Annotated in this window: 17 protein-coding genes and 1 pseudogene; 12 read left to right on the forward strand and 6 right to left on the reverse strand. The window is 58.7% G+C overall.

Annotated features, from left to right (window positions below; all coding sequences use genetic code 11):
- Positions 1–231: 231 nt before the first annotated feature.
- The 5 genes and pseudogenes from sucC to AC1DVE_RS17095 form a co-directional block, all read left to right on the forward strand.
- Positions 232–1,398: an ADP-forming succinate--CoA ligase subunit beta gene (gene sucC / locus AC1DVE_RS17075; protein ID WP_007919879.1), complete on the forward strand. Its 1,167-nt coding sequence runs from the start codon at positions 232–234 to the stop codon at positions 1,396–1,398.
- On the forward strand, positions 1,398–2,279 hold the full coding sequence (gene sucD / locus AC1DVE_RS17080; RefSeq protein ID WP_017127973.1) for a succinate--CoA ligase subunit alpha: 882 nt from the start codon (positions 1,398–1,400) through the stop codon (positions 2,277–2,279). The genes sucC and sucD overlap by 1 nt, the downstream gene beginning before the upstream one ends.
- 461 nt (positions 2,280–2,740) lie before the next feature.
- Positions 2,741–4,054 carry a branched-chain amino acid transport system II carrier protein gene (gene brnQ / locus AC1DVE_RS17085; RefSeq protein ID WP_223455955.1) on the forward strand — a complete coding sequence of 438 codons (1,314 nt, stop codon included), beginning with the start codon at positions 2,741–2,743 and terminating at the stop codon, positions 4,052–4,054.
- A gap of 199 nt (positions 4,055–4,253) precedes the next feature.
- A complete protein-coding gene (locus AC1DVE_RS17090; RefSeq protein ID WP_223455954.1) occupies positions 4,254–4,991 on the forward strand; it encodes a DUF599 domain-containing protein in 738 nt (245 codons plus the stop codon).
- A gap of 11 nt (positions 4,992–5,002) precedes the next feature.
- Positions 5,003–5,128 (forward strand): annotated as a pseudogene (locus tag AC1DVE_RS17095) (MAPEG family protein); the annotation flags it as partial.
- Positions 5,129–5,195: 67 nt separating this feature from the next.
- Here the strand turns inward: AC1DVE_RS17095 and AC1DVE_RS17100 are convergent.
- Positions 5,196–5,429, reverse strand: coding sequence for a hypothetical protein (locus AC1DVE_RS17100; protein WP_223455953.1), 234 nt, complete (start codon positions 5,427–5,429; stop codon positions 5,196–5,198).
- Positions 5,430–5,587: 158 nt separating this feature from the next.
- Between AC1DVE_RS17100 and AC1DVE_RS17105 the strand changes: the two genes are divergently transcribed.
- From AC1DVE_RS17105 to AC1DVE_RS17120, 4 genes are all read left to right on the forward strand, one after another.
- Complete coding sequence (locus tag AC1DVE_RS17105; RefSeq protein ID WP_223455952.1) at positions 5,588–6,064, forward strand: PaaI family thioesterase; 477 nt, start codon at positions 5,588–5,590, stop codon at positions 6,062–6,064.
- On the forward strand, positions 6,061–6,513 hold the full coding sequence (locus AC1DVE_RS17110; RefSeq protein ID WP_046037644.1) for a PaaI family thioesterase: 453 nt from the start codon (positions 6,061–6,063) through the stop codon (positions 6,511–6,513). The genes AC1DVE_RS17105 and AC1DVE_RS17110 overlap by 4 nt, the downstream gene beginning before the upstream one ends.
- A gap of 81 nt (positions 6,514–6,594) precedes the next feature.
- On the forward strand, positions 6,595–8,499 hold the full coding sequence (htpG, locus tag AC1DVE_RS17115) for a molecular chaperone HtpG (protein ID WP_223533587.1): 1,905 nt from the start codon (positions 6,595–6,597) through the stop codon (positions 8,497–8,499).
- Between the two features lie 67 nt (positions 8,500–8,566).
- Positions 8,567–9,295: a dienelactone hydrolase family protein gene (locus AC1DVE_RS17120; protein WP_223533586.1), complete on the forward strand. Its 729-nt coding sequence runs from the start codon at positions 8,567–8,569 to the stop codon at positions 9,293–9,295.
- A gap of 174 nt (positions 9,296–9,469) precedes the next feature.
- On the opposite strand, the gene AC1DVE_RS17125 is transcribed toward AC1DVE_RS17120, so the two are convergent.
- The 5 genes from AC1DVE_RS17125 to purM form a co-directional block, all read right to left on the reverse strand.
- Positions 9,470–10,330 (reverse strand): pirin family protein, encoded by an 861-nt coding sequence (locus AC1DVE_RS17125; RefSeq protein ID WP_150814883.1) that lies wholly within the window; start codon positions 10,328–10,330, stop codon positions 9,470–9,472.
- A gap of 62 nt (positions 10,331–10,392) precedes the next feature.
- Positions 10,393–10,809, reverse strand: a complete 417-nt coding sequence (locus AC1DVE_RS17130) for an OsmC family protein (RefSeq protein WP_223533585.1) — start codon at positions 10,807–10,809, stop codon at positions 10,393–10,395.
- Positions 10,810–10,951: 142 nt separating this feature from the next.
- The gene (locus tag AC1DVE_RS17135) at positions 10,952–11,665 is read right to left on the reverse strand and encodes a DUF3108 domain-containing protein (RefSeq protein WP_223455948.1); all 714 of its coding nucleotides are present in this window, start codon (positions 11,663–11,665) and stop codon (positions 10,952–10,954) included.
- 8 nt (positions 11,666–11,673) lie between these two features.
- On the reverse strand, positions 11,674–12,324 hold the full coding sequence (gene purN, locus AC1DVE_RS17140; RefSeq protein ID WP_223447827.1) for a phosphoribosylglycinamide formyltransferase: 651 nt from the start codon (positions 12,322–12,324) through the stop codon (positions 11,674–11,676).
- Between the two features lie 11 nt (positions 12,325–12,335).
- On the reverse strand, positions 12,336–13,394 hold the full coding sequence (gene purM / locus AC1DVE_RS17145) for a phosphoribosylformylglycinamidine cyclo-ligase (protein ID WP_223455947.1): 1,059 nt from the start codon (positions 13,392–13,394) through the stop codon (positions 12,336–12,338).
- Between the two features lie 387 nt (positions 13,395–13,781).
- On the opposite strand from purM, the gene AC1DVE_RS17150 reads away from it, so the two are divergent.
- From AC1DVE_RS17150 to hda, 3 genes are all read left to right on the forward strand, one after another.
- Complete coding sequence (locus AC1DVE_RS17150) at positions 13,782–14,834, forward strand: DUF2066 domain-containing protein (RefSeq protein WP_477784061.1); 1,053 nt, start codon at positions 13,782–13,784, stop codon at positions 14,832–14,834.
- A 36-nt stretch (positions 14,835–14,870) separates the two neighbouring features.
- Positions 14,871–15,944 (forward strand): AI-2E family transporter, encoded by a 1,074-nt coding sequence (locus AC1DVE_RS17155; protein WP_223455945.1) that lies wholly within the window; start codon positions 14,871–14,873, stop codon positions 15,942–15,944.
- A gap of 230 nt (positions 15,945–16,174) precedes the next feature.
- Positions 16,175–16,879 (forward strand): DnaA regulatory inactivator Hda, encoded by a 705-nt coding sequence (gene hda, locus AC1DVE_RS17160; protein ID WP_007984552.1) that lies wholly within the window; start codon positions 16,175–16,177, stop codon positions 16,877–16,879.
- The last annotated feature ends 121 nt before the right edge of the window (positions 16,880–17,000 follow it).

Consider the following 17,000-nt stretch of genomic DNA (forward strand, 5'->3'; position numbering starts at 1 on the left):
TTTCCTAGCGCAGCAGTTTTCACATGTTCGAAAGAGATAATAAGAAACCACGGCGGTATGGCCCGTCGTGAGCCTTGCATGCAAGACTCACCGCGGAATATCCGCTGGACGCAGTCTTGCATAGCTGCACCGGGTATCCGGAAAGGCTATGCAAGCAGCAGTCACAGGTGGTGCGGCACTTGAATGAGTGCAGCACCGAATGCGCAGTACCTAACGAAGACGGTAATAAGCATGAATCTTCACGAGTATCAGGGTAAGCAGCTGTTCGCTGAATACGGCCTGCCAGTTTCCACCGGTTACGCGGTAGACACCCCGGAAGCAGCAGCAGAAGCTTGCGATAAAATCGGCGGCAGCGAGTGGGTTGTCAAAGCCCAGGTCCACGCCGGTGGTCGCGGTAAAGCGGGCGGCGTAAAGCTGGTTCGCAGCAAAGAAGACGCCAAAGCCTTCGCACAGCAGTGGCTGGGCAAGCGTCTGGTGACTTACCAGACTGACGCCAATGGCCAGCCAGTCACCAAGATCCTGGTTGAATCGTGCACTGATATCGCTAAAGAGCTGTACCTGGGCGCTGTCGTTGACCGTTCGAGCCGTCGTATCGTGTTCATGGCTTCCACCGAAGGTGGCGTGGACATCGAGAAAATCGCTCACGACACTCCAGAAAAAATTCTCAAAGCCACTATCGATCCACTGGTTGGCGCTCAGCCATTCCAGGGTCGCGAACTGGCATTCCAGTTGGGTCTGGAAGGCAAGCAAGTTGCCCAGTTCGCCAAGATCTTCGTAGGTCTGGCCAAACTGTTCAAGGATCACGACCTGGCCCTGCTGGAAGTGAACCCGCTGGTGATCAAGGCTGACGGCGATCTGCATTGCCTGGACGCCAAGATCAACATCGACGCCAACGCCATGTACCGTCAGCCTAAGCTGAAGACTTTCCACGATCCGTCGCAAGACGATCCGCGCGAAGCGCACGCTGCCAAGTTCGAACTGAACTACGTAGCGCTGGAAGGCAACATCGGTTGCATGGTCAACGGTGCTGGCCTGGCCATGGGTACCATGGACATCGTCAACCTGCATGGCGGCAAGCCAGCCAACTTCCTCGACGTGGGCGGCGGTGCTACCAAGGAACGCGTTACCGAAGCGTTCAAGATCATCCTGTCCGACACTAACGTCGCTGCAGTGCTGGTCAACATCTTCGGCGGCATCGTTCGTTGCGACATGATTGCCGAAGGCATCATCGGCGCTGTGAAAGAAGTCGGCGTGAAAATCCCGGTTGTTGTTCGCCTTGAAGGCAACAACGCTGAGCTGGGCGCTAAAGTACTGGCAGAAAGCGGTTTGAACATCATCGCTGCTACCAGCCTGACCGACGCTGCTCAACAAGTTGTCAAAGCTGCGGAGGGCAAATAATGAGCGTCCTGATCAATAAAGACACCAAAGTTATCTGCCAGGGTATTACCGGTTCGCAAGGTAGTTTCCACACCCAGCAAGCCATCGAATACGGCACCAAGATGGTTGGTGGCGTAACTCCAGGCAAAGGCGGCACCGAGCACCTGGGCCTGCCAGTGTTCAACACCGTGAAAGACGCTGTAGCTGCCACTGGCGCCACCGCCAGCGTGATCTACGTTCCGGCTCCTTTCTGCAAGGACTCGATCCTGGAAGCTGCTTTCGGCGGCATCAAGCTGATCGTGTGCATCACCGAAGGCATTCCTACCCTGGACATGCTGGACGCTAAAGTTAAGTGCGACGAGTTGGGTGTTATCCTGATCGGCCCTAACTGCCCAGGCGTGATCACCCCAGGCGAATGCAAGATCGGCATCATGCCAGGTCACATTCACTTGCCAGGCAAGGTCGGTATCGTTTCCCGTTCCGGCACCCTGACCTACGAAGCTGTGAAGCAGACTACTGACGCCGGTTTCGGTCAGTCGACTTGCGTCGGCATCGGTGGTGACCCGATCCCGGGTTCGAACTTCATCGACATCCTGAAGCTGTTCCAGGAAGACCCGAAGACCGAAGCGATCGTGATGATCGGTGAGATCGGCGGTTCGGCTGAAGAAGAAGCGGCTGCCTACATCAAGGCACACGTGACCAAGCCAGTTGTTTCCTACATCGCTGGTGTGACTGCTCCTCCGGGCAAGCGCATGGGCCATGCTGGCGCAATCATCTCTGGCGGCAAAGGCACTGCAGACGAGAAATTCGCTGCTCTGCAAGACGCAGGCGTTAAAACCGTGCGTTCGCTGGCAGACATCGGCAAGGCCCTGGCCGAGCTGACTGGTTGGGCTGTCAAATAAGCCTCGCGCTTAGCTGACGCTTCACCAAACAAAGGCCACCTTCGGGTGGCCTTTGTCGTTTCCGGCATCCGATATGTGTCGGGATTTTTGTGGCGAGGGAGCTTGCTCCCGCCGGGTTGCGAAGCAACCCCAAATCCTGAGATTGAGTTACATCAGGTAGATCGCATTCGCCTGACTTGCGACTGCTACGCAGCCGAGCGGGAGCAAGCTCCCTCGCCACAGGGACTTGTAGTGGAAATTAGATATGTAAACACGACACAAAGATGTCGTATATCGGATAGTTTGCCCTCTAACAGTGCGTTTATCGACCAAATTCGTTAGGCTACTCGCCATTTTTGCGTCTGCGGCCCACAAGGCGACAACGCGCTAAAAGGGTCGGTCTTATACGGACTGACAGCATTTCCCTCACCCATAGGGAAATCCCTCTCTAAATTCCGATTCAGTAGTGTGGTATTTCCTTAATGAAAGTGTTGAAAGGCCAGGACATCCTGGCACTTGGTTTTATGACGTTTGCCCTGTTCGTCGGGGCTGGCAATATCATCTTCCCGCCTATCGTCGGTTTGCAGTCCGGGCCCAATGTCTGGATGGCGGCGCTGGGCTTCCTGGTCACCGCGGTCGGTCTACCGGTGATCACCGTTGTAGCGCTGGCCAAGGTCGGCGGTGCAATGGATGCCTTGAGCAGCCCGATCGGTAAAGTCGCCGGTGGCCTGCTGGCGGCTGCGTGCTACCTCGCTGTTGGCCCGCTGTTCGCGACGCCACGTACCGCGACGGTATCCTTCGAAGTGGGCCTGGCGCCGCTGACCGGCGAGAGCCCGCTGGCGTTGTTCCTCTACAGTTCGGTGTACTTCCTGCTGGTGTTCTTCATCTCGCTGTATCCGGGCCGTTTGCTGGATACCGTAGGGCGCTTCCTCGCGCCGCTTAAGATCATCGCCCTGGCCGTGCTGGGCATTGCAGCATTCGCCTTGCCGGCCGGTGACATTGGCCAAGCCACGCCTGAATACGTGGCGGCGCCGTTTTCCCAAGGCTTCATCAATGGTTACCTGACCATGGATACCCTGGGCGCCCTGGTGTTCGGCATCGTCATCGTCAACGCCATCCGTTCCCGCGGCGTCGAGTCGCCGGCACTGATCACCCGTTATGCGATCATCGCCGGCCTGATCGCCGGTGTGGGCCTGGCGCTGGTTTACGTCAGCCTGTTCCGTCTCGGTTCGGGCAGCCATGAAGTAGCCGCTGGCGCTGCCAATGGCGCGGCGGTATTGCACGCTTATGTGCAGCACACCTTCGGTTCGCTGGGCAGCGGCTTCCTTGCCGTGCTGATCTCCCTGGCGTGCCTGGTGACTGCGGTCGGCCTGACCTGTGCCTGCGCCGAATACTTCAGCCGTGTGGTGCCGCTGTCTTACAAGACGCTGGTGATCATTCTCGCTGCATTCTCGCTACTGGTGTCGAACCTGGGCCTGACCAAGCTGATTGCGTTCTCGATCCCGGTGCTCACCGCGATCTACCCACCGTGCATCGTTCTGGTGGCGTTGAGCTTCTGCAAGGACTTCTGGCATGAGCAGGGTCGTATCCTTGGCCCGGTCATGCTGGTGTCGTTCATCTTCGGCCTGATCGACGCCCTCAAGGGTGCAGGCCTGGCGGACTGGATGCCGACGCAAATGGCCCACCTGCCGCTGAGCGAGCAGGGCCTGGCCTGGCTGGTGCCATCGGTGATGACACTGGTGGTCGCGGTGGTTTGCGATCGTCTGCTGGGCAAGCGCGCCGAAGCCTTGGCTTAAGTCGCTTCACGGCCCGCCACAAGCGGGTCTTGAGCAGAAACAGAAATGCCCCGTATCAATCGATACGGGGCATTTTTTTGTGAGGGATGCGGTGTCTTTTCCGTTGAGCTAACGTCGAAGCACTGCAACACCCTTTGTGGGAGCAAGCTAGCTCCCACAAAGGGTCTGTGTAACCCGCATTTACATCACAAGGACCTGCATGTCGTTCATCCAAGCCAACCTGATCCACATTCTTGCCGCCATCTGGTTCGTTATCTGCTGGGGCGGGTACACCCGCTATGCCACCTGGAAAGGCCGTGACACCGCGTGTCTGGCCAGTGTGCTGCACCTGTATCGTGAGGACTGGATGCGCCGCATGCTGCTGCGCGACAATCGCATCGCCGATGCCAGCGTGATCGGCAACCTCGAGCGCAATGCTTCGTTCTTCGCCTCGAGTACGTTGATTATCCTGGCGGGTATTCTCACGGTATTGGGGGCTTCGGAACGGGCGGTATCGTTGCTGGCGGATATCCCGATGGTGCAACAGGCGTCCCAGGGCATGTCGGAAATCAAGTTGCTGTGCCTGGCGCTGGTGTTTGTCTATGCGTTCTTCACGTTCAGTTGGTGCATGCGCCAGTACAACTTCGCCGCCATTCTGGTCGGCTCGGCGCCGATGGTCGGTGAACGCCATGTGTCCGAGCAGGAGCGCAAGGCCTTTGCCGCCCGTGCAGCCCGTGTCATCTCGATGGCCGCCAACCAGTTCAACTTTGGCCTGCGCTCTTATTACTTCGGCATGACCATGCTGGCCTGGTTCGTCAGCCCATGGCTGTTCATGTTGATGAGTGCCGGTGTGGTGTTCGTATTGTATCGCCGTGAGTTTCACTCCGACGTTCTCGATGTGATGGTCTATACCCCAACAGAGGCGCCATTGCCCGAGATGAATAAAGAGGCAGCCTGATCGGGTACCCGCGCACTGACTATCCAGTGTGTTACTGGAAGGATCTGGCTCGGCAACTCAGTCTGGTTTGGCTGGTGGGATTAATCTGTTCGCTGTTGTTGATGATTAGTCCGACCTTTCGAACGATTTTGCTCTAACCACTTTTTTCAAGGCAAAAGAAAACCCGCACTTGGCGGGTTTTCTTTTGCCACTCTAAAAACCGTATTAGTACTTAGGTGCTTCCGGAGCGGCCGGAGCGGCCGGAGCAGCCTGATCTTTGGCGGCTTCGGCGTTTTCTTTCGCCGCGTCGTTCACTTTATCCTGAGCTTCGTTCATTTTTTGCTGGGCTTGCTCAGCATGTTGGTTAGCATCTTGAGCTTTGTCCTCGGATTTTTTATCGCAGGCAGCGAGACCGAGGGAAGCGGTCAACATCAAGGCAATAGCTAAAGTCTTACGCATGGGGTGTTTCTCCTGATGAAAAGCATCTACTGGCATTAAGAGCCCAGGCATCAGGGTTAAGTTCCTTAATTCTTTCAGATATATAAGTTTGTTCTAGTGCGGAACTTTTACCTGTACCGCCACTGCACTGTACGGACATAAACAAGAGTTTTTATCAAATGGCTGAAAACCCCGTTTTTGAGCGTGCGATGCGCTTTCTGTCGGCGCTGCGACATTGCCAGGTACTTGGACTAAGCGTTCACAGCGCCAGCAGCGAAGGGCTGACGATTGTGCTGCCGTACAGCCCGCAGATCGTCGGCAATCCTGAAACCGGCGTGATTCATGGCGGGGCGCTGACCTCGCTGATGGACACCGCCTGTGGCATGGCGACCCTCTGCGTGCTCCCGGAATTCGAGGTCTGCCCGACCCTCGACCTGCGCATCGACTACATGCACGCCGCCGAGCCGCATAAGGATGTCTATGGCTTTGCCCAGTGCTATCGGGTCACCACCGACGTGATTTTTGCCCGTGGCTTCGCCTATCAGGATGACCCCGGGCAACCCATTGCCCATGTGATGGGCACTTTCATGCGCATGGGCAAGGGCATCAAAGGCACCAAGGGCTTTGGTGGCGCGGTTGCCGGAGGTGCGCAATGAGCGAGTCTCTGAAGGAGCAATTGCAAAAGGCCCACGAGCAGGGCGATTACGCCTCGCTGCTGGATTTGATTCCCTACGCCCGGCTGATTGGCGTCGAATGTTCACGGGTGGGAGATGAGTTGCTGTTCAAACTGCCAGCGAACAAGGACAACATTGGTAACCCTTTGTTGCCGGCGATTCATGGCGGTGTGATCGCCGGGTTCATGGAGTTGGCCGCGGCGCTGCACCTGTTGGTGTTTACCGGATCGCCCGGGGTGCCGAAGATCATCGACTTCTCCCTGGATTACCTGCGTGCCGGGCAATTTCGCGATACCTGGGCCCGATGCCAGGTTTGGCGCCAGGGTCGCCGGGTCGCCAATGTGGCGATTACCGCCTGGCAAAGCACCGAAGCCGAGCCCATTGCCACGGCCCGTGCACATTTCAAACTCGAAGAGCCCTTGAAATCCTGAACGGTGCCCCAAACTCTGAGGACAACCCGCCGTCGACCCTCAAGGTCGCGGCTTATGCCATCTGATTGGAGTTTGATGACCATGAGTGTGGAAACTCAAAAGGAAACCCTGGGCTTCCAGACCGAGGTGAAGCAGCTGCTGCATCTCATGATCCATTCGCTGTATTCCAACAAGGAAATTTTCCTTCGCGAATTGATCTCGAACGCCTCTGACGCTGTCGACAAATTACGTTTCGAAGCCCTGGCCAAGCCAGAGCTTCTGGAAGGTGGCGCCGAACTGAAAATCCGTGTGAGCTTCGACAAGGACGCTAAAACCGTCACCCTCGAAGACAACGGTATCGGCATGAGCCGCGAAGACGCGATCACCCACCTGGGTACCATCGCCAAGTCCGGCACCGCCGATTTCATGAAGCACCTGAGCGGCGACCAGAAGAAAGACTCGCACCTGATCGGCCAGTTCGGTGTCGGTTTCTACTCCGCATTCATCGTCGCTGACAAAGTCGATGTGTACAGCCGTCGTGCCGGCAGCGCTGCCAGCGAAGGCGTGCACTGGTCGTCCAAGGGCGAAGGCGATTTCGAAGTTGCGACCATCGACAAGGCCGAGCGTGGCACTCGCATCGTCCTGCACCTGAAATCCGGTGAAGACGAGTTCGCTGATGGCTGGCGCCTGCGCAACATCATCAAGAAGTACTCCGACCACATCGCCTTGCCGATCGAGTTGCCGAAAGAAGTGGCAGCCGCCGAAGGCGAAGAGCAACCGGCCGTTGAATGGGAAACCGTCAACCGCGCCAGCGCTCTGTGGACCCGTCCGCGTACCGAGATCAAGGACGAGGAATACCAGGAGTTCTACAAACACATCGCTCACGATTTCGAAAACCCGCTGAGCTGGAGCCACAACAAGGTCGAAGGCAAGCTCGAATACAGCTCGCTGCTGTACGTGCCGACCCGTGCGCCGTTCGACCTGTACCAGCGTGAAGCGCCGAAAGGCCTGAAACTGTACGTGCAGCGCGTGTTCGTCATGGATCAGGCCGAGTCCTTCCTGCCGCTGTACCTGCGCTTCATCAAGGGCGTGGTCGACTCCAACGACCTGTCGCTGAACGTGTCGCGGGAAATCCTGCAGAAAGACCCGATCATCGACTCGATGAAGTCGGCGCTGACCAAGCGCGTCCTGGACATGCTGGAAAAACTGGCGAAGAACGAGCCTGAGCAATACAAGGGCTTCTGGAAAAACTTCGGTCAGGTCATGAAAGAAGGCCCGGCAGAAGATTTCGCCAACAAGGAAAAAATCGCCGGCCTGCTGCGTTTCGCATCGACCCATGGCGACGATGGCGAGCAGGTTGTTGGCCTGGCCGAGTACCTGGCGCGCGCCAAGGAAGGTCAGGACAAGATCTACTACCTGACCGGCGAAACCCATGCCCAGGTCAAAAACAGCCCGCACCTGGAAGTCTTCCGCAAGAAAGGCATCGAAGTGCTGCTGTTGACCGACCGCATCGACGAGTGGCTGATGAGCTACCTCAGCGACTTCGACGGCAAGAGCTTCGTCGACGTGGCGCGCGGTGACCTGGACCTGGGTAACCTGGACTCGGAAGAGGACAAGAAAGCCGCGGAAGTAGTCGCCAAGGCCAAAGAAGGTCTGGTCGAGCGTTTGAAGACCGCGCTGGGCGAATCCGTTGCGGAAGTTCGGGTGTCCCATCGCCTGACCGATTCGCCGGCAATCCTGGCCATCGGCGAGCAGGACCTGGGCTTGCAGATGCGCCAGATCCTCGAAGCCAGCGGCCAGAAGGTTCCGGATTCGAAGCCGATCTTCGAATTCAACCCGGCGCACCCGCTGATCGAGAAGCTCGACAACGAGCAGAGCGACGAGCGCTTCGGCGACCTGTCGCACATCCTCTTCGATCAGGCGGCCCTGGCGGCCGGCGACAGCTTGAAAGACCCGGCGGCCTATGTGCGCCGTCTGAACAAGCTGTTGGTCGAGCTATCGGCCTGACTGTGTTGTAGAAAAGCCCGCTTCGGCGGGTTTTTTCATTCCGGTGCTAAAACATTAGGAGTCAGAAATGAGCCAAATCACTGTACGTTCCGTTGCCTATCAGATTGACGGCCAGGCTTACGAAAGCCGTCTGGCCTTCGATGCCGACCATAAAGGCCCGCGCCCGGGTTTGTTGATGGCGCCGAACTGGATGGGCGTCAGCGCCGGTGCCGAGGAGATCGCCAGGTCGGTGGCATCCAAGGGTTATGTGGTGTTGATCGCAGACCTTTACGGTCAATCGGTTCGTCCGACGAACAATGACGAGGCCGGCGCGGCCATGATGCCATTGAAGAATGACCGCCCATTGCTGCGCAAGCGCATGCAGGTGGCGTTCGAACAGCTGCAAAGCCAGGGTGAAGTGGCTGTCGATACTGCGAAACTGGCCACTTTCGGTTTCTGCTTCGGCGGTTGCTGCGCCCTGGAGTTTGCCCGTACCGGCGCGCCGGTGAAGGCCGCGGTGTCGTTCCACGGCACGCTGGACACACCGAATCCGGCCGATGCGATAAGCATCAAGGGTAAGGTGTTGGTATTGCACGGCGCCTCCGATCCACTGGTGCCGAGGGAGCAGTTGCCGGCGTTCGAAGATGAAATGAACGCGGCGGGTGTGGATTGGCAGTTGCTGAGCTACGGCGGTGCATTCCACTCGTTCACCGACCCGCACGCCAAGGTGCCGGGCATGATGATGTATGACGCCAAGGTGGCTGCCCGGGCCTTCACGTCGATGCATAACTTGCTGGATGAAGTGTTCAAGGGTTGATCTGGTGTCAGGCACCGACTTTGTCAGTGTCTGAACCGGCCTCTTCGCGAGCAAGTCGAATCGTCGCACCGCCGCTCCCACAGGGATTTGCATTGTTTGCAAATCTTGTGATCAACCCGATCAAATGTGGGAGCGGGCTTGCTCGCGAAGGCGGTTTCACGGGCAACTAAAATCTCAGGGCAATTCGATCCGCTCAACTTCCCCCGGCACTGTCGGCCAGTCCCCGGCCGCCCAACGCCGGCGTGCTTCATCAATCGCTGCCGGATCGCTCGCGACAAAATTCCAGTTGATCCGCCGTGGCCCGTCCAGCGGAGCACCGCCGAACAAAACGGCGTGACTGTCGCTTTCAGCAAACAGGGTCATCTCTTCCCCGGCAGGCAGTACCACCAGCGAGTACGGCTCTATCGGCTCGCCATCCAGCTGCACCTCGCCGCTCAACACATACAGCGCACGTTCTTCATGCTCGGTGGGGATGAGCAATGTCGTCGCCGTTTGCAGGTGCAATTCCGCGTACAGCGTAGGAGAAAGCACCGGCACTGGCGATTCCAGGCAAAAGCCTGACCCGGCAATCATGCGAATCTTCACCCCCAGGTTTTCGCTGACCGGCAAGGTGGACGCCGGATGGTGGCTGTAATGCCCCGGACCTTGTTCTTTATCCTTGGGCGAAGCCAGCCAGATCTGCAAGCCGTGCATCGTGAAGCCGCTTTCTCTCAGGGCCTCGGGCGTGCGTTCAACGTGGGCAATGGCACTGCCGGCTGTCATCCAGCTGACGTCGCCAGTCCCGACCACTTGATCGGAACCGAGGCTGTCCTTGTGCTGGATCTGCCCCTGGAACAAGTAGGTGAGGGTGGACAGGCCAATGTGCGGATGTTGGCGGATGTTCATGCCTTTGCCCGGTGGATAACGGGTTTCCAGCATGTGGTCGAAAAACACGAATGGCCCGACGCTGCGGCACTTGGCGGATGGCAGCGGGCGGAGGATCGGCTGGCCTTCGACATCTTCGGTGCGGGGGCGGATCACGAGCGGAGTGTTCATGGTGCGTTCCAAGCTGAGCGGGTGATGCATTCGAGCATAACCCGCTTGCGCAGCCCTTGCCGCTATTGGCTGAACGCGCCTTCGGACAAATGCGTTTCGATGCTGATTTCAGACGTGGTCATCAGCTTGTGGATCGGGCAGCGATCGGCCACGCGGTGCAGCTCATCGCGCTGGGCGTCGGTGAGTACACCCTTGAGGGTCAGTTTGACGTGCAGCGCGTACTGGCCTTTCTGTTCCTGGCTGTTGTCGCGCTTGACCTCGACGCCGACACCGGTCAACGGGATGTCTTTCTTCCTGGCATACAGTTTCAGGGTCAGGGCTTTGCAGGCACCCAGCGCGGCATCGAAATAATCGTGCGGTTCTGGCGCCGAGCCCTCTCCGCCCGCCGTGACGGGCACGTCAGCGAAGAGTTCATGGTCATCGATCTGGACGCTGTGGCGAAAACCTTCGGCGGAGACGGTATTGACGGTAACAGACATGGCAAACCTCGCAGGCGACAGGAAAACTCATTCGATCAAAAAAGACCTTGAAGGTATAGAGCCATCGCGCTTGTCGGGTGTTCCAATTTTCGAACTCACAAAAAAGCCTCGCAATGGCGGGGCTTCATGGTATCGATCCGAATCAGCTGCCTTTGACTTCCTTGCCGTTGACCGTGCCGTTCAGGAGCATGATGTTGTACTCCTTGCCGTCAGTTTCGACTTGTTGCAGGCGAACCAGCAGGTAATCCCAATCCTTGGCGAACCACATCACGGTAATGCGTTTGTTCTGTGTCGGGTCGCGTACACGTTCAACCTTGATTGCATCGATCTTGCCGGCCTTGGTGTCGACCTTTTCCGAGCCCAGCACGCGGAAGTCATAGGTGTCTACATCATTGCCATCGACCACCTGATAACTCATGCTTTTCTTGCCGGCGGCAACGTCGTGCTGCAAGGCCAGTTGGTAGGTGGATTTGTCGAGCATGCCGCGGTTCAGCGGAACCTTGACCGCGTCGCCACGATCGGTGCCGGTGATCACTTTGGTGTTCCAGTCGAAATCCAGATCCGATTTCTTGGCCTTGCCCAAACCGCCACGTTCAAAGTGGTAGGACTCTGGAAGAAGCGTGTCCTTGTCCGGGGTCAGCGTGCTTTCCTCGGACAGGCTGGCGATCATCATCGACGCCTTGAAACTCAGTTTCCATTTGCCGTCGCTGGTTTTTTCGAGGCTGCGCTCGGCAGTGCCGCTCATGGGCAGCTGTTTCCAGTCGGCGGTGTAGCTGGCGGAGAAAGGTTGAAGGTCTGCCGCCTGGGCGAAGGGCAAGGCGAGCAGAGCGCAAGCGAAGAGCAGGGCGCGACGCATAAAATCTCCTAGTTTCGAATCAAGTGGCCGCTGGCCGCGAGTAACTGTCCATCCAGTAAAGCACCTTGCTCGCCGAGGGCCAGACGACCTTCGGCAAACCAGCGTACGGCCATCGGGTAGATCAGGTGTTCCTGAACATGGACCCGCTGCGCCAGACTCTGCGGCGAATCCTGTAACTCTACCGGTATTACAGCCTGTACGACCAGTGGTCCGCCATCGAGTTCCTCGGTGACGAAGTGCACGGAGCAGCCGTGCTCGGTGTCGCCAGCCTCCAGCGCGCGCTCATGAGTGTGTAACCCTTTGTATTTGGGTAGCAGCGAGGGATGGATATTGAGCAGGCGGCCCTGATAGTGGCGTACGAAGCCAGCGCTGAGAATGCGCATGAATCCGGCCAGTACCACGAGTTTGGGATTGAAGGCGTCGATCAGTTCGATCAGCGCGGCGTCGAAGGCCTCGCGACCTTCGAAAGCCTTGTGATCCAGAGAGCGGGTGTCGATACCCGCGTCCCTGGCGCGTTGCAGGCCGTAGGCGTCGGCGCGGTTGGAGATCACCGCAGCGATGCGGACCGGGCTGTCGCCGGTCCGCGTGCTGTCGATCAGGGCCTGCAAGTTACTGCCGGTGCCGGACAACAGCACCACCACATCACAGGTCTGAGACATCCGCTCTTGCATTAGTGTGCCTTGAGGTTGTTCAGTACAACCGAAGCCGCGCCTTCGGCAGCGGTGGAGATCTGGCCGATGACCCAAGGCTGCTCGCCAGCTTCGCGCAGGACGTTCAGGGCGGTTTCAACGTGCTCCTGAGCCACGCAGATGACCATGCCCACGCCGCAGTTCAGCACGCGGTGCATTTCGTTCTCGTCAACGTTGCCTTTCTCTTGCAGCCAGTCGAACACTGCAGGACGGTTCCAGCTGGCCACGTCAACCACGGCTTGCGCGCCTTTTGGCAGCACGCGCGGGATGTTGTCCAGCAGGCCGCCACCGGTGATGTGGGCCATGGCTTTGACCGCGCCGGTTTCCTTGATCAGCTTGAGCAGCGGCTTCACGTAGATACGGGTCGGGGCCATCAGCAGGTCGGTCAGCGGCTTGCCGTCGAGCTGGGTGTTTTCGATGTCGGCGCCGGACACTTCGATGATCTTGCGGATCAGCGAGTAGCCGTTGGAGTGCGGGCCGGAAGACGGCAGGGCGAGCAGGGCATCGCCGGCAGCGACTTTGGAACCGTCGATGATTTCGGATTTTTCCACGACGCCGACGCAGAAACCGGCCAGGTCGTAGTCTTCGCCTTCGTACATGCCCGGCATTTCAGCGGTTTCGCCGCCAACCAGCGAGCAGCCCGACAGTTCGCAGCCAGCGCCGATGCCGGTCACAACCTGGGCAGCGGTGTCGACGTTCAGTTTGCCAGTTGCATAGTAGTCGAGGAAGAACAGCGGCTCGGCGCCGCACACCACCAGGTCGTTGACGCACATGGCAACCAGGTCGATGCCGATGCTGTCGTGCTTGTTCAGGTTCAGGGCCAGGCGCAGCTTGGTGCCGACGCCGTCAGTACCGGAAACCAGCACAGGCTGCTTGTAGCCGGCCGGGATTTCGCAGAGGGCGCCGAAACCGCCCAGGCCGCCCATGACTTCCGGGCGCGCAGTGCGCTTGGCGACGCTCTTGATGCGTTCGACCAATGCTTCACCGGCGTCGATGTCTACACCGGCGTCCTTGTAGCTCAGGGAGGGTTGCTTGCTCATGATCCAGGCCTTTAGGGGGGGGATTTCTGGGTAACGACCGAGTCCGTCGGGAGCGCCGAAACTGCGTAGGCGAGAACCATGCGCGCTATTCGGACACTACCCGGCTGTTGCCGGTCTGCGAAGGCGCGCGATTTTATCAGGCTTGAGCCGCAGCGGCCATCCTCAGGCCGACAGCAGGGCCATATCCGGTCAAAAAAAACCGTTAATGTGCGGTGTCGGTGGCATCCTGCATGGCTGTATAAGGTATCGCGATTAACCGTCTATCGTTATGACAGTGCGAAAACTTACCCGGGACGTGTGAATGTTTTGCGTCGGGCAAGGGTCACAGTCTTGCTCGATCGTCTTCATGCGGTCTGTTCCAGCCGCTCTTGTCGTCAGGAATCTTCCATGCGTTTTTGTAAATTCTTGCTTGTGAGTTGTTTGTCAGTGGTCAGCCTGGTCAGTCACGCCGAAACCGTCAAAGGCCTTTACCAGGTGCGCGAGCCGGTGACTGGCCAGTCGCCCGAGGAGCGCGACCAGGCGACTCAGCGTGCGTTGGACACCTTGGTGTTGCGCCTGACCGGCGACCCCAAGGCTGCTCAAAGTCCCGGGTTGGCAGCGATTCGCAAAGACCCGCAACAGATCATCAGCCAATACGGCTTTGAGGCCGGGCCGCCGGAAGTCCTGAAAGTCGATTTCGACCCGGGTACCACCGAGCAGGCCTTGCGCCGTGCCGGCCTGGCCATGTGGGGGCCCAATCGGCCGTCGATCCTCGGCTGGTGGTTGAATGATTCCACCGAAGGTTCAAGCCTGGTGGGCGACGGCCAGGCCAGCGCGGCGCCGCTGCGTCGGGCTGCCCAGCACCGTGGCTTGCCATTGCGTTTGCCGTTGGCGGACCTGAACGAACAGATCGTCGCGACCGCGCCGAATCTGGAAGGCGCAGATCCCGCCCCATTGCATGCCGCATCGGAACGTTACAACGCCGACGCCTTGCTCGCGGTACACGCCCAGGAAGAGGGCGGGCAGTGGCAAGCCAAGTGGCGCCTGTGGCTGGGCGATCAGAAAGAGGCCGGCACCGTGCAGGGCGTCGATCAGGCTGCCGTGGCTGATGCGGTGATGCTGGCGGTCAACGAGCGCCTGGCGCCGCGGTTTGTCGCCAAACCCGGTGCTTCGAGCGAGCAACTGCTGGAAGTGCAAGGTATGAATCTTGAGCACTACGCGGCGCTCGGGCGTTTGCTGGAGCCATTTGGCGGGCGTGTGCAAAGTGTCGAGGGCGACCGGATTCTCTATCGGGTCAGTGGCAGCGCCGATCAACTGCGTGCACAACTGTCGCTGGCGAGGCTGCAGGAAGCACCGGCGGGGCAGGCCCCGACCCCGGTAGCGCCAATTCAGCCAGCCACTGGCGGCTCGGTGCCAGCCGCCGCGCCAGCCCCGACCCCGCAATTGCGTTTTCGCTGGTAGTTTTTCTTTCTTTATATAGACGCAATGGAGTGGTTCATGGCCGATACGCGGCGTTGGTTCTGGCTCGGTGGGGTGGTCCTGCTTTGTGCGTTTGTCTGGTTGTTACATCCGATCCTGACGCCGTTCCTGGTGGCGCTGCTGTTGGCCTACCTGTTCGACCCGCTGGTGGATCGACTGGAGAAGGCAGGTCTGTCTCGAACCTGGGGTGTCGTGGCGGTGTTTACCCTGTTTACATTGATCTTCACCGCGCTGCTGTTGGTGTTGGTGCCGTTGCTCGCCAGGCAGTTGTTTCGTTTGTATGAGCTGGCTCCGCAGATGCTCGACTGGCTACAGCACACGGCGTTGCCCTGGGCGCAATCGAAGTTCGGCCTGTCGGACGGTTTCTGGAAGTTCGACAAGCTCAAGGCCGCCATCAGCGAACATATGAGTCAGACTACTGATGTTGTCGGTGTGGTGCTGAGTCATGCCACTGCTTCGGGGCTGGCGTTGATTGGCTGGTTGGCGAATCTGGTGCTGATTCCGGTGGTGAGCTTCTACCTGTTGCGGGATTGGGACCTGATGATGGCCAAGGTCCGCAGTCTGCTGCCCCGTGATCGTGAAGCGCGCGCGGTATCGCTGGCGGGTGAATGCCATGAAGTGCTCGGAGCGTTCGTGCGTGGACAGTTGCTGGTAATGGTGGCCTTGGGTGTGATCTACGCAGCAGGCCTGATGCTGGTCGGATTGGAATTGGGCTTGCTGATTGGCCTGATTGCGGGTTTGGCAGCGATCGTGCCGTATATGGGGTTTATCATCGGCATTGGCGCGGCGCTGCTTGCGGGGCTGTTCCAGTTCGGTGGTGATCTTTACCCGATGCTCGGCATTGTCGCGGTGTTCATGGTCGGCCAGGCGATGGAGGGTATGGTGCTGACCCCTTTGCTGGTCGGTGACCGGATTGGCCTGCACCCGGTGGCGGTGATTTTCTCGATTCTGGCCGGTGGTGAGCTGTTTGGCTTTACCGGTGTGCTACTGGCATTGCCGGTCGCCGCGGTGATCATGGTTCTGGTGCGGCATGTACATGATTTGTATAAGGATTCTGAAATCTACGGGAGTGTCGACGAGCCGCAGGTGTAAGAGGCGTCGATAGGTGATGGCAGGCTGCCCGGGTTCGTGCCAAGTCAGCCTGCTTGCTTCATGCGACAGTTACATGCACTGCCAGAGAATCTGCCACAAAACCGGTGCGTTAACGCAAACCTTTGATTTTGCTTGTGGTCTGTCGCATTGTGCGGTCCGCTTCACGGGTATAAACTTCGCAAACTTTACACAGAGGCCACTAACGGTTCCTTTGGAACTGTTCAGTCAGCATGAAACCGATTCAGCTGCCCCTAGGTGTGCGTCTGCGTGACGACGCCACCTTTATCAACTACTACCCAGGCGCCAATGCCGCTGCACTCGGCTATGTCGAGCGGCTGTGCGAAGCCGACGCCGGCTGGACCGAAAGCCTGATCTACCTTTGGGGCAAGGACGGGGTAGGGCGTACGCACCTGTTACAGGCCGCCTGCCTGCGCTTCGAGCAATTGGGCGAGCCGGCGGTGTATCTGCCGCTGGCCGAGCTGCTCGATCGCGGCATTGAAATCCTCGACAACCTCGAACAGTACGAACTGGTCTGCCTGGATGATTTGCAAGTGGTTGCCGGGCGTGCGGACTGGGAAGAGGCGCTGTTCCATCTGTTCAATCGCTTGCGCGACAGCGGTCGACGCTTGCTGATTGCCGCATCGACATCCCCTCGGGAGTTGCCGGTGAAGCTGGCGGATCTCAAATCCCGCCTGACCCTGGCCTTGATCTTCCAGATGCGCCCGCTGTCCGATGAGGACAAATTGCGTGCCCTGCAATTGCGCGCATCCCGTCGCGGGCTGCATCTGACCGATGAAGTCGGGCATTTCATTTTGACTCGCGGTACCCGCAGCATGAGTGCGCTGTTCGAGCTGCTCGAGCGTCTCGATCAGGCCTCCCTCCAGGCTCAGCGCAAGCTGACAATCCCGTTTTTGAAAGAAACCCTCGGCTGGTAAACCCACTGAAACCGGGGCTTTTAGCGAGTTCGGCATATTGCAGGCGCCAGAAACCCCGCTTTCCTGCAAGGTTGCAGGCTGCGTGTATGTTTAAAATGGGCTTAAGCGCTTAGATGTAAAC

This window comes from Pseudomonas sp. P4_B4 (assembly GCF_056402255.1).

Coding starts and splice junctions, on each gene's coding strand:
- AC1DVE_RS17135 (WP_223455948.1), bottom strand. CDS start 11,665: ATGCGTCGCGCCCTGCTCTTCGCTTGCGCTCTGCTCGCCTTGCCCTTC.
- AC1DVE_RS17130 (WP_223533585.1), bottom strand. CDS start 10,809: ATGTCTGTTACCGTCAATACCGTCTCCGCCGAAGGTTTTCGCCACAGC.
- AC1DVE_RS17105 (WP_223455952.1), top strand. CDS start 5,588: ATGGCTGAAAACCCCGTTTTTGAGCGTGCGATGCGCTTTCTGTCGGCG.
- AC1DVE_RS17150 (WP_477784061.1), top strand. CDS start 13,782: ATGCGTTTTTGTAAATTCTTGCTTGTGAGTTGTTTGTCAGTGGTCAGC.
- htpG (WP_223533587.1), top strand. CDS start 6,595: ATGAGTGTGGAAACTCAAAAGGAAACCCTGGGCTTCCAGACCGAGGTG.
- sucD (WP_017127973.1), top strand. CDS start 1,398: ATGAGCGTCCTGATCAATAAAGACACCAAAGTTATCTGCCAGGGTATT.
- AC1DVE_RS17125 (WP_150814883.1), bottom strand. CDS start 10,330: ATGAACACTCCGCTCGTGATCCGCCCCCGCACCGAAGATGTCGAAGGC.
- AC1DVE_RS17155 (WP_223455945.1), top strand. CDS start 14,871: ATGGCCGATACGCGGCGTTGGTTCTGGCTCGGTGGGGTGGTCCTGCTT.
- AC1DVE_RS17090 (WP_223455954.1), top strand. CDS start 4,254: ATGTCGTTCATCCAAGCCAACCTGATCCACATTCTTGCCGCCATCTGG.
- AC1DVE_RS17100 (WP_223455953.1), bottom strand. CDS start 5,429: ATGCGTAAGACTTTAGCTATTGCCTTGATGTTGACCGCTTCCCTCGGT.
- hda (WP_007984552.1), top strand. CDS start 16,175: ATGAAACCGATTCAGCTGCCCCTAGGTGTGCGTCTGCGTGACGACGCC.
- AC1DVE_RS17120 (WP_223533586.1), top strand. CDS start 8,567: ATGAGCCAAATCACTGTACGTTCCGTTGCCTATCAGATTGACGGCCAG.
- sucC (WP_007919879.1), top strand. CDS start 232: ATGAATCTTCACGAGTATCAGGGTAAGCAGCTGTTCGCTGAATACGGC.
- brnQ (WP_223455955.1), top strand. CDS start 2,741: ATGAAAGTGTTGAAAGGCCAGGACATCCTGGCACTTGGTTTTATGACG.
- purN (WP_223447827.1), bottom strand. CDS start 12,324: ATGTCTCAGACCTGTGATGTGGTGGTGCTGTTGTCCGGCACCGGCAGT.
- purM (WP_223455947.1), bottom strand. CDS start 13,394: ATGAGCAAGCAACCCTCCCTGAGCTACAAGGACGCCGGTGTAGACATC.
- AC1DVE_RS17110 (WP_046037644.1), top strand. CDS start 6,061: ATGAGCGAGTCTCTGAAGGAGCAATTGCAAAAGGCCCACGAGCAGGGC.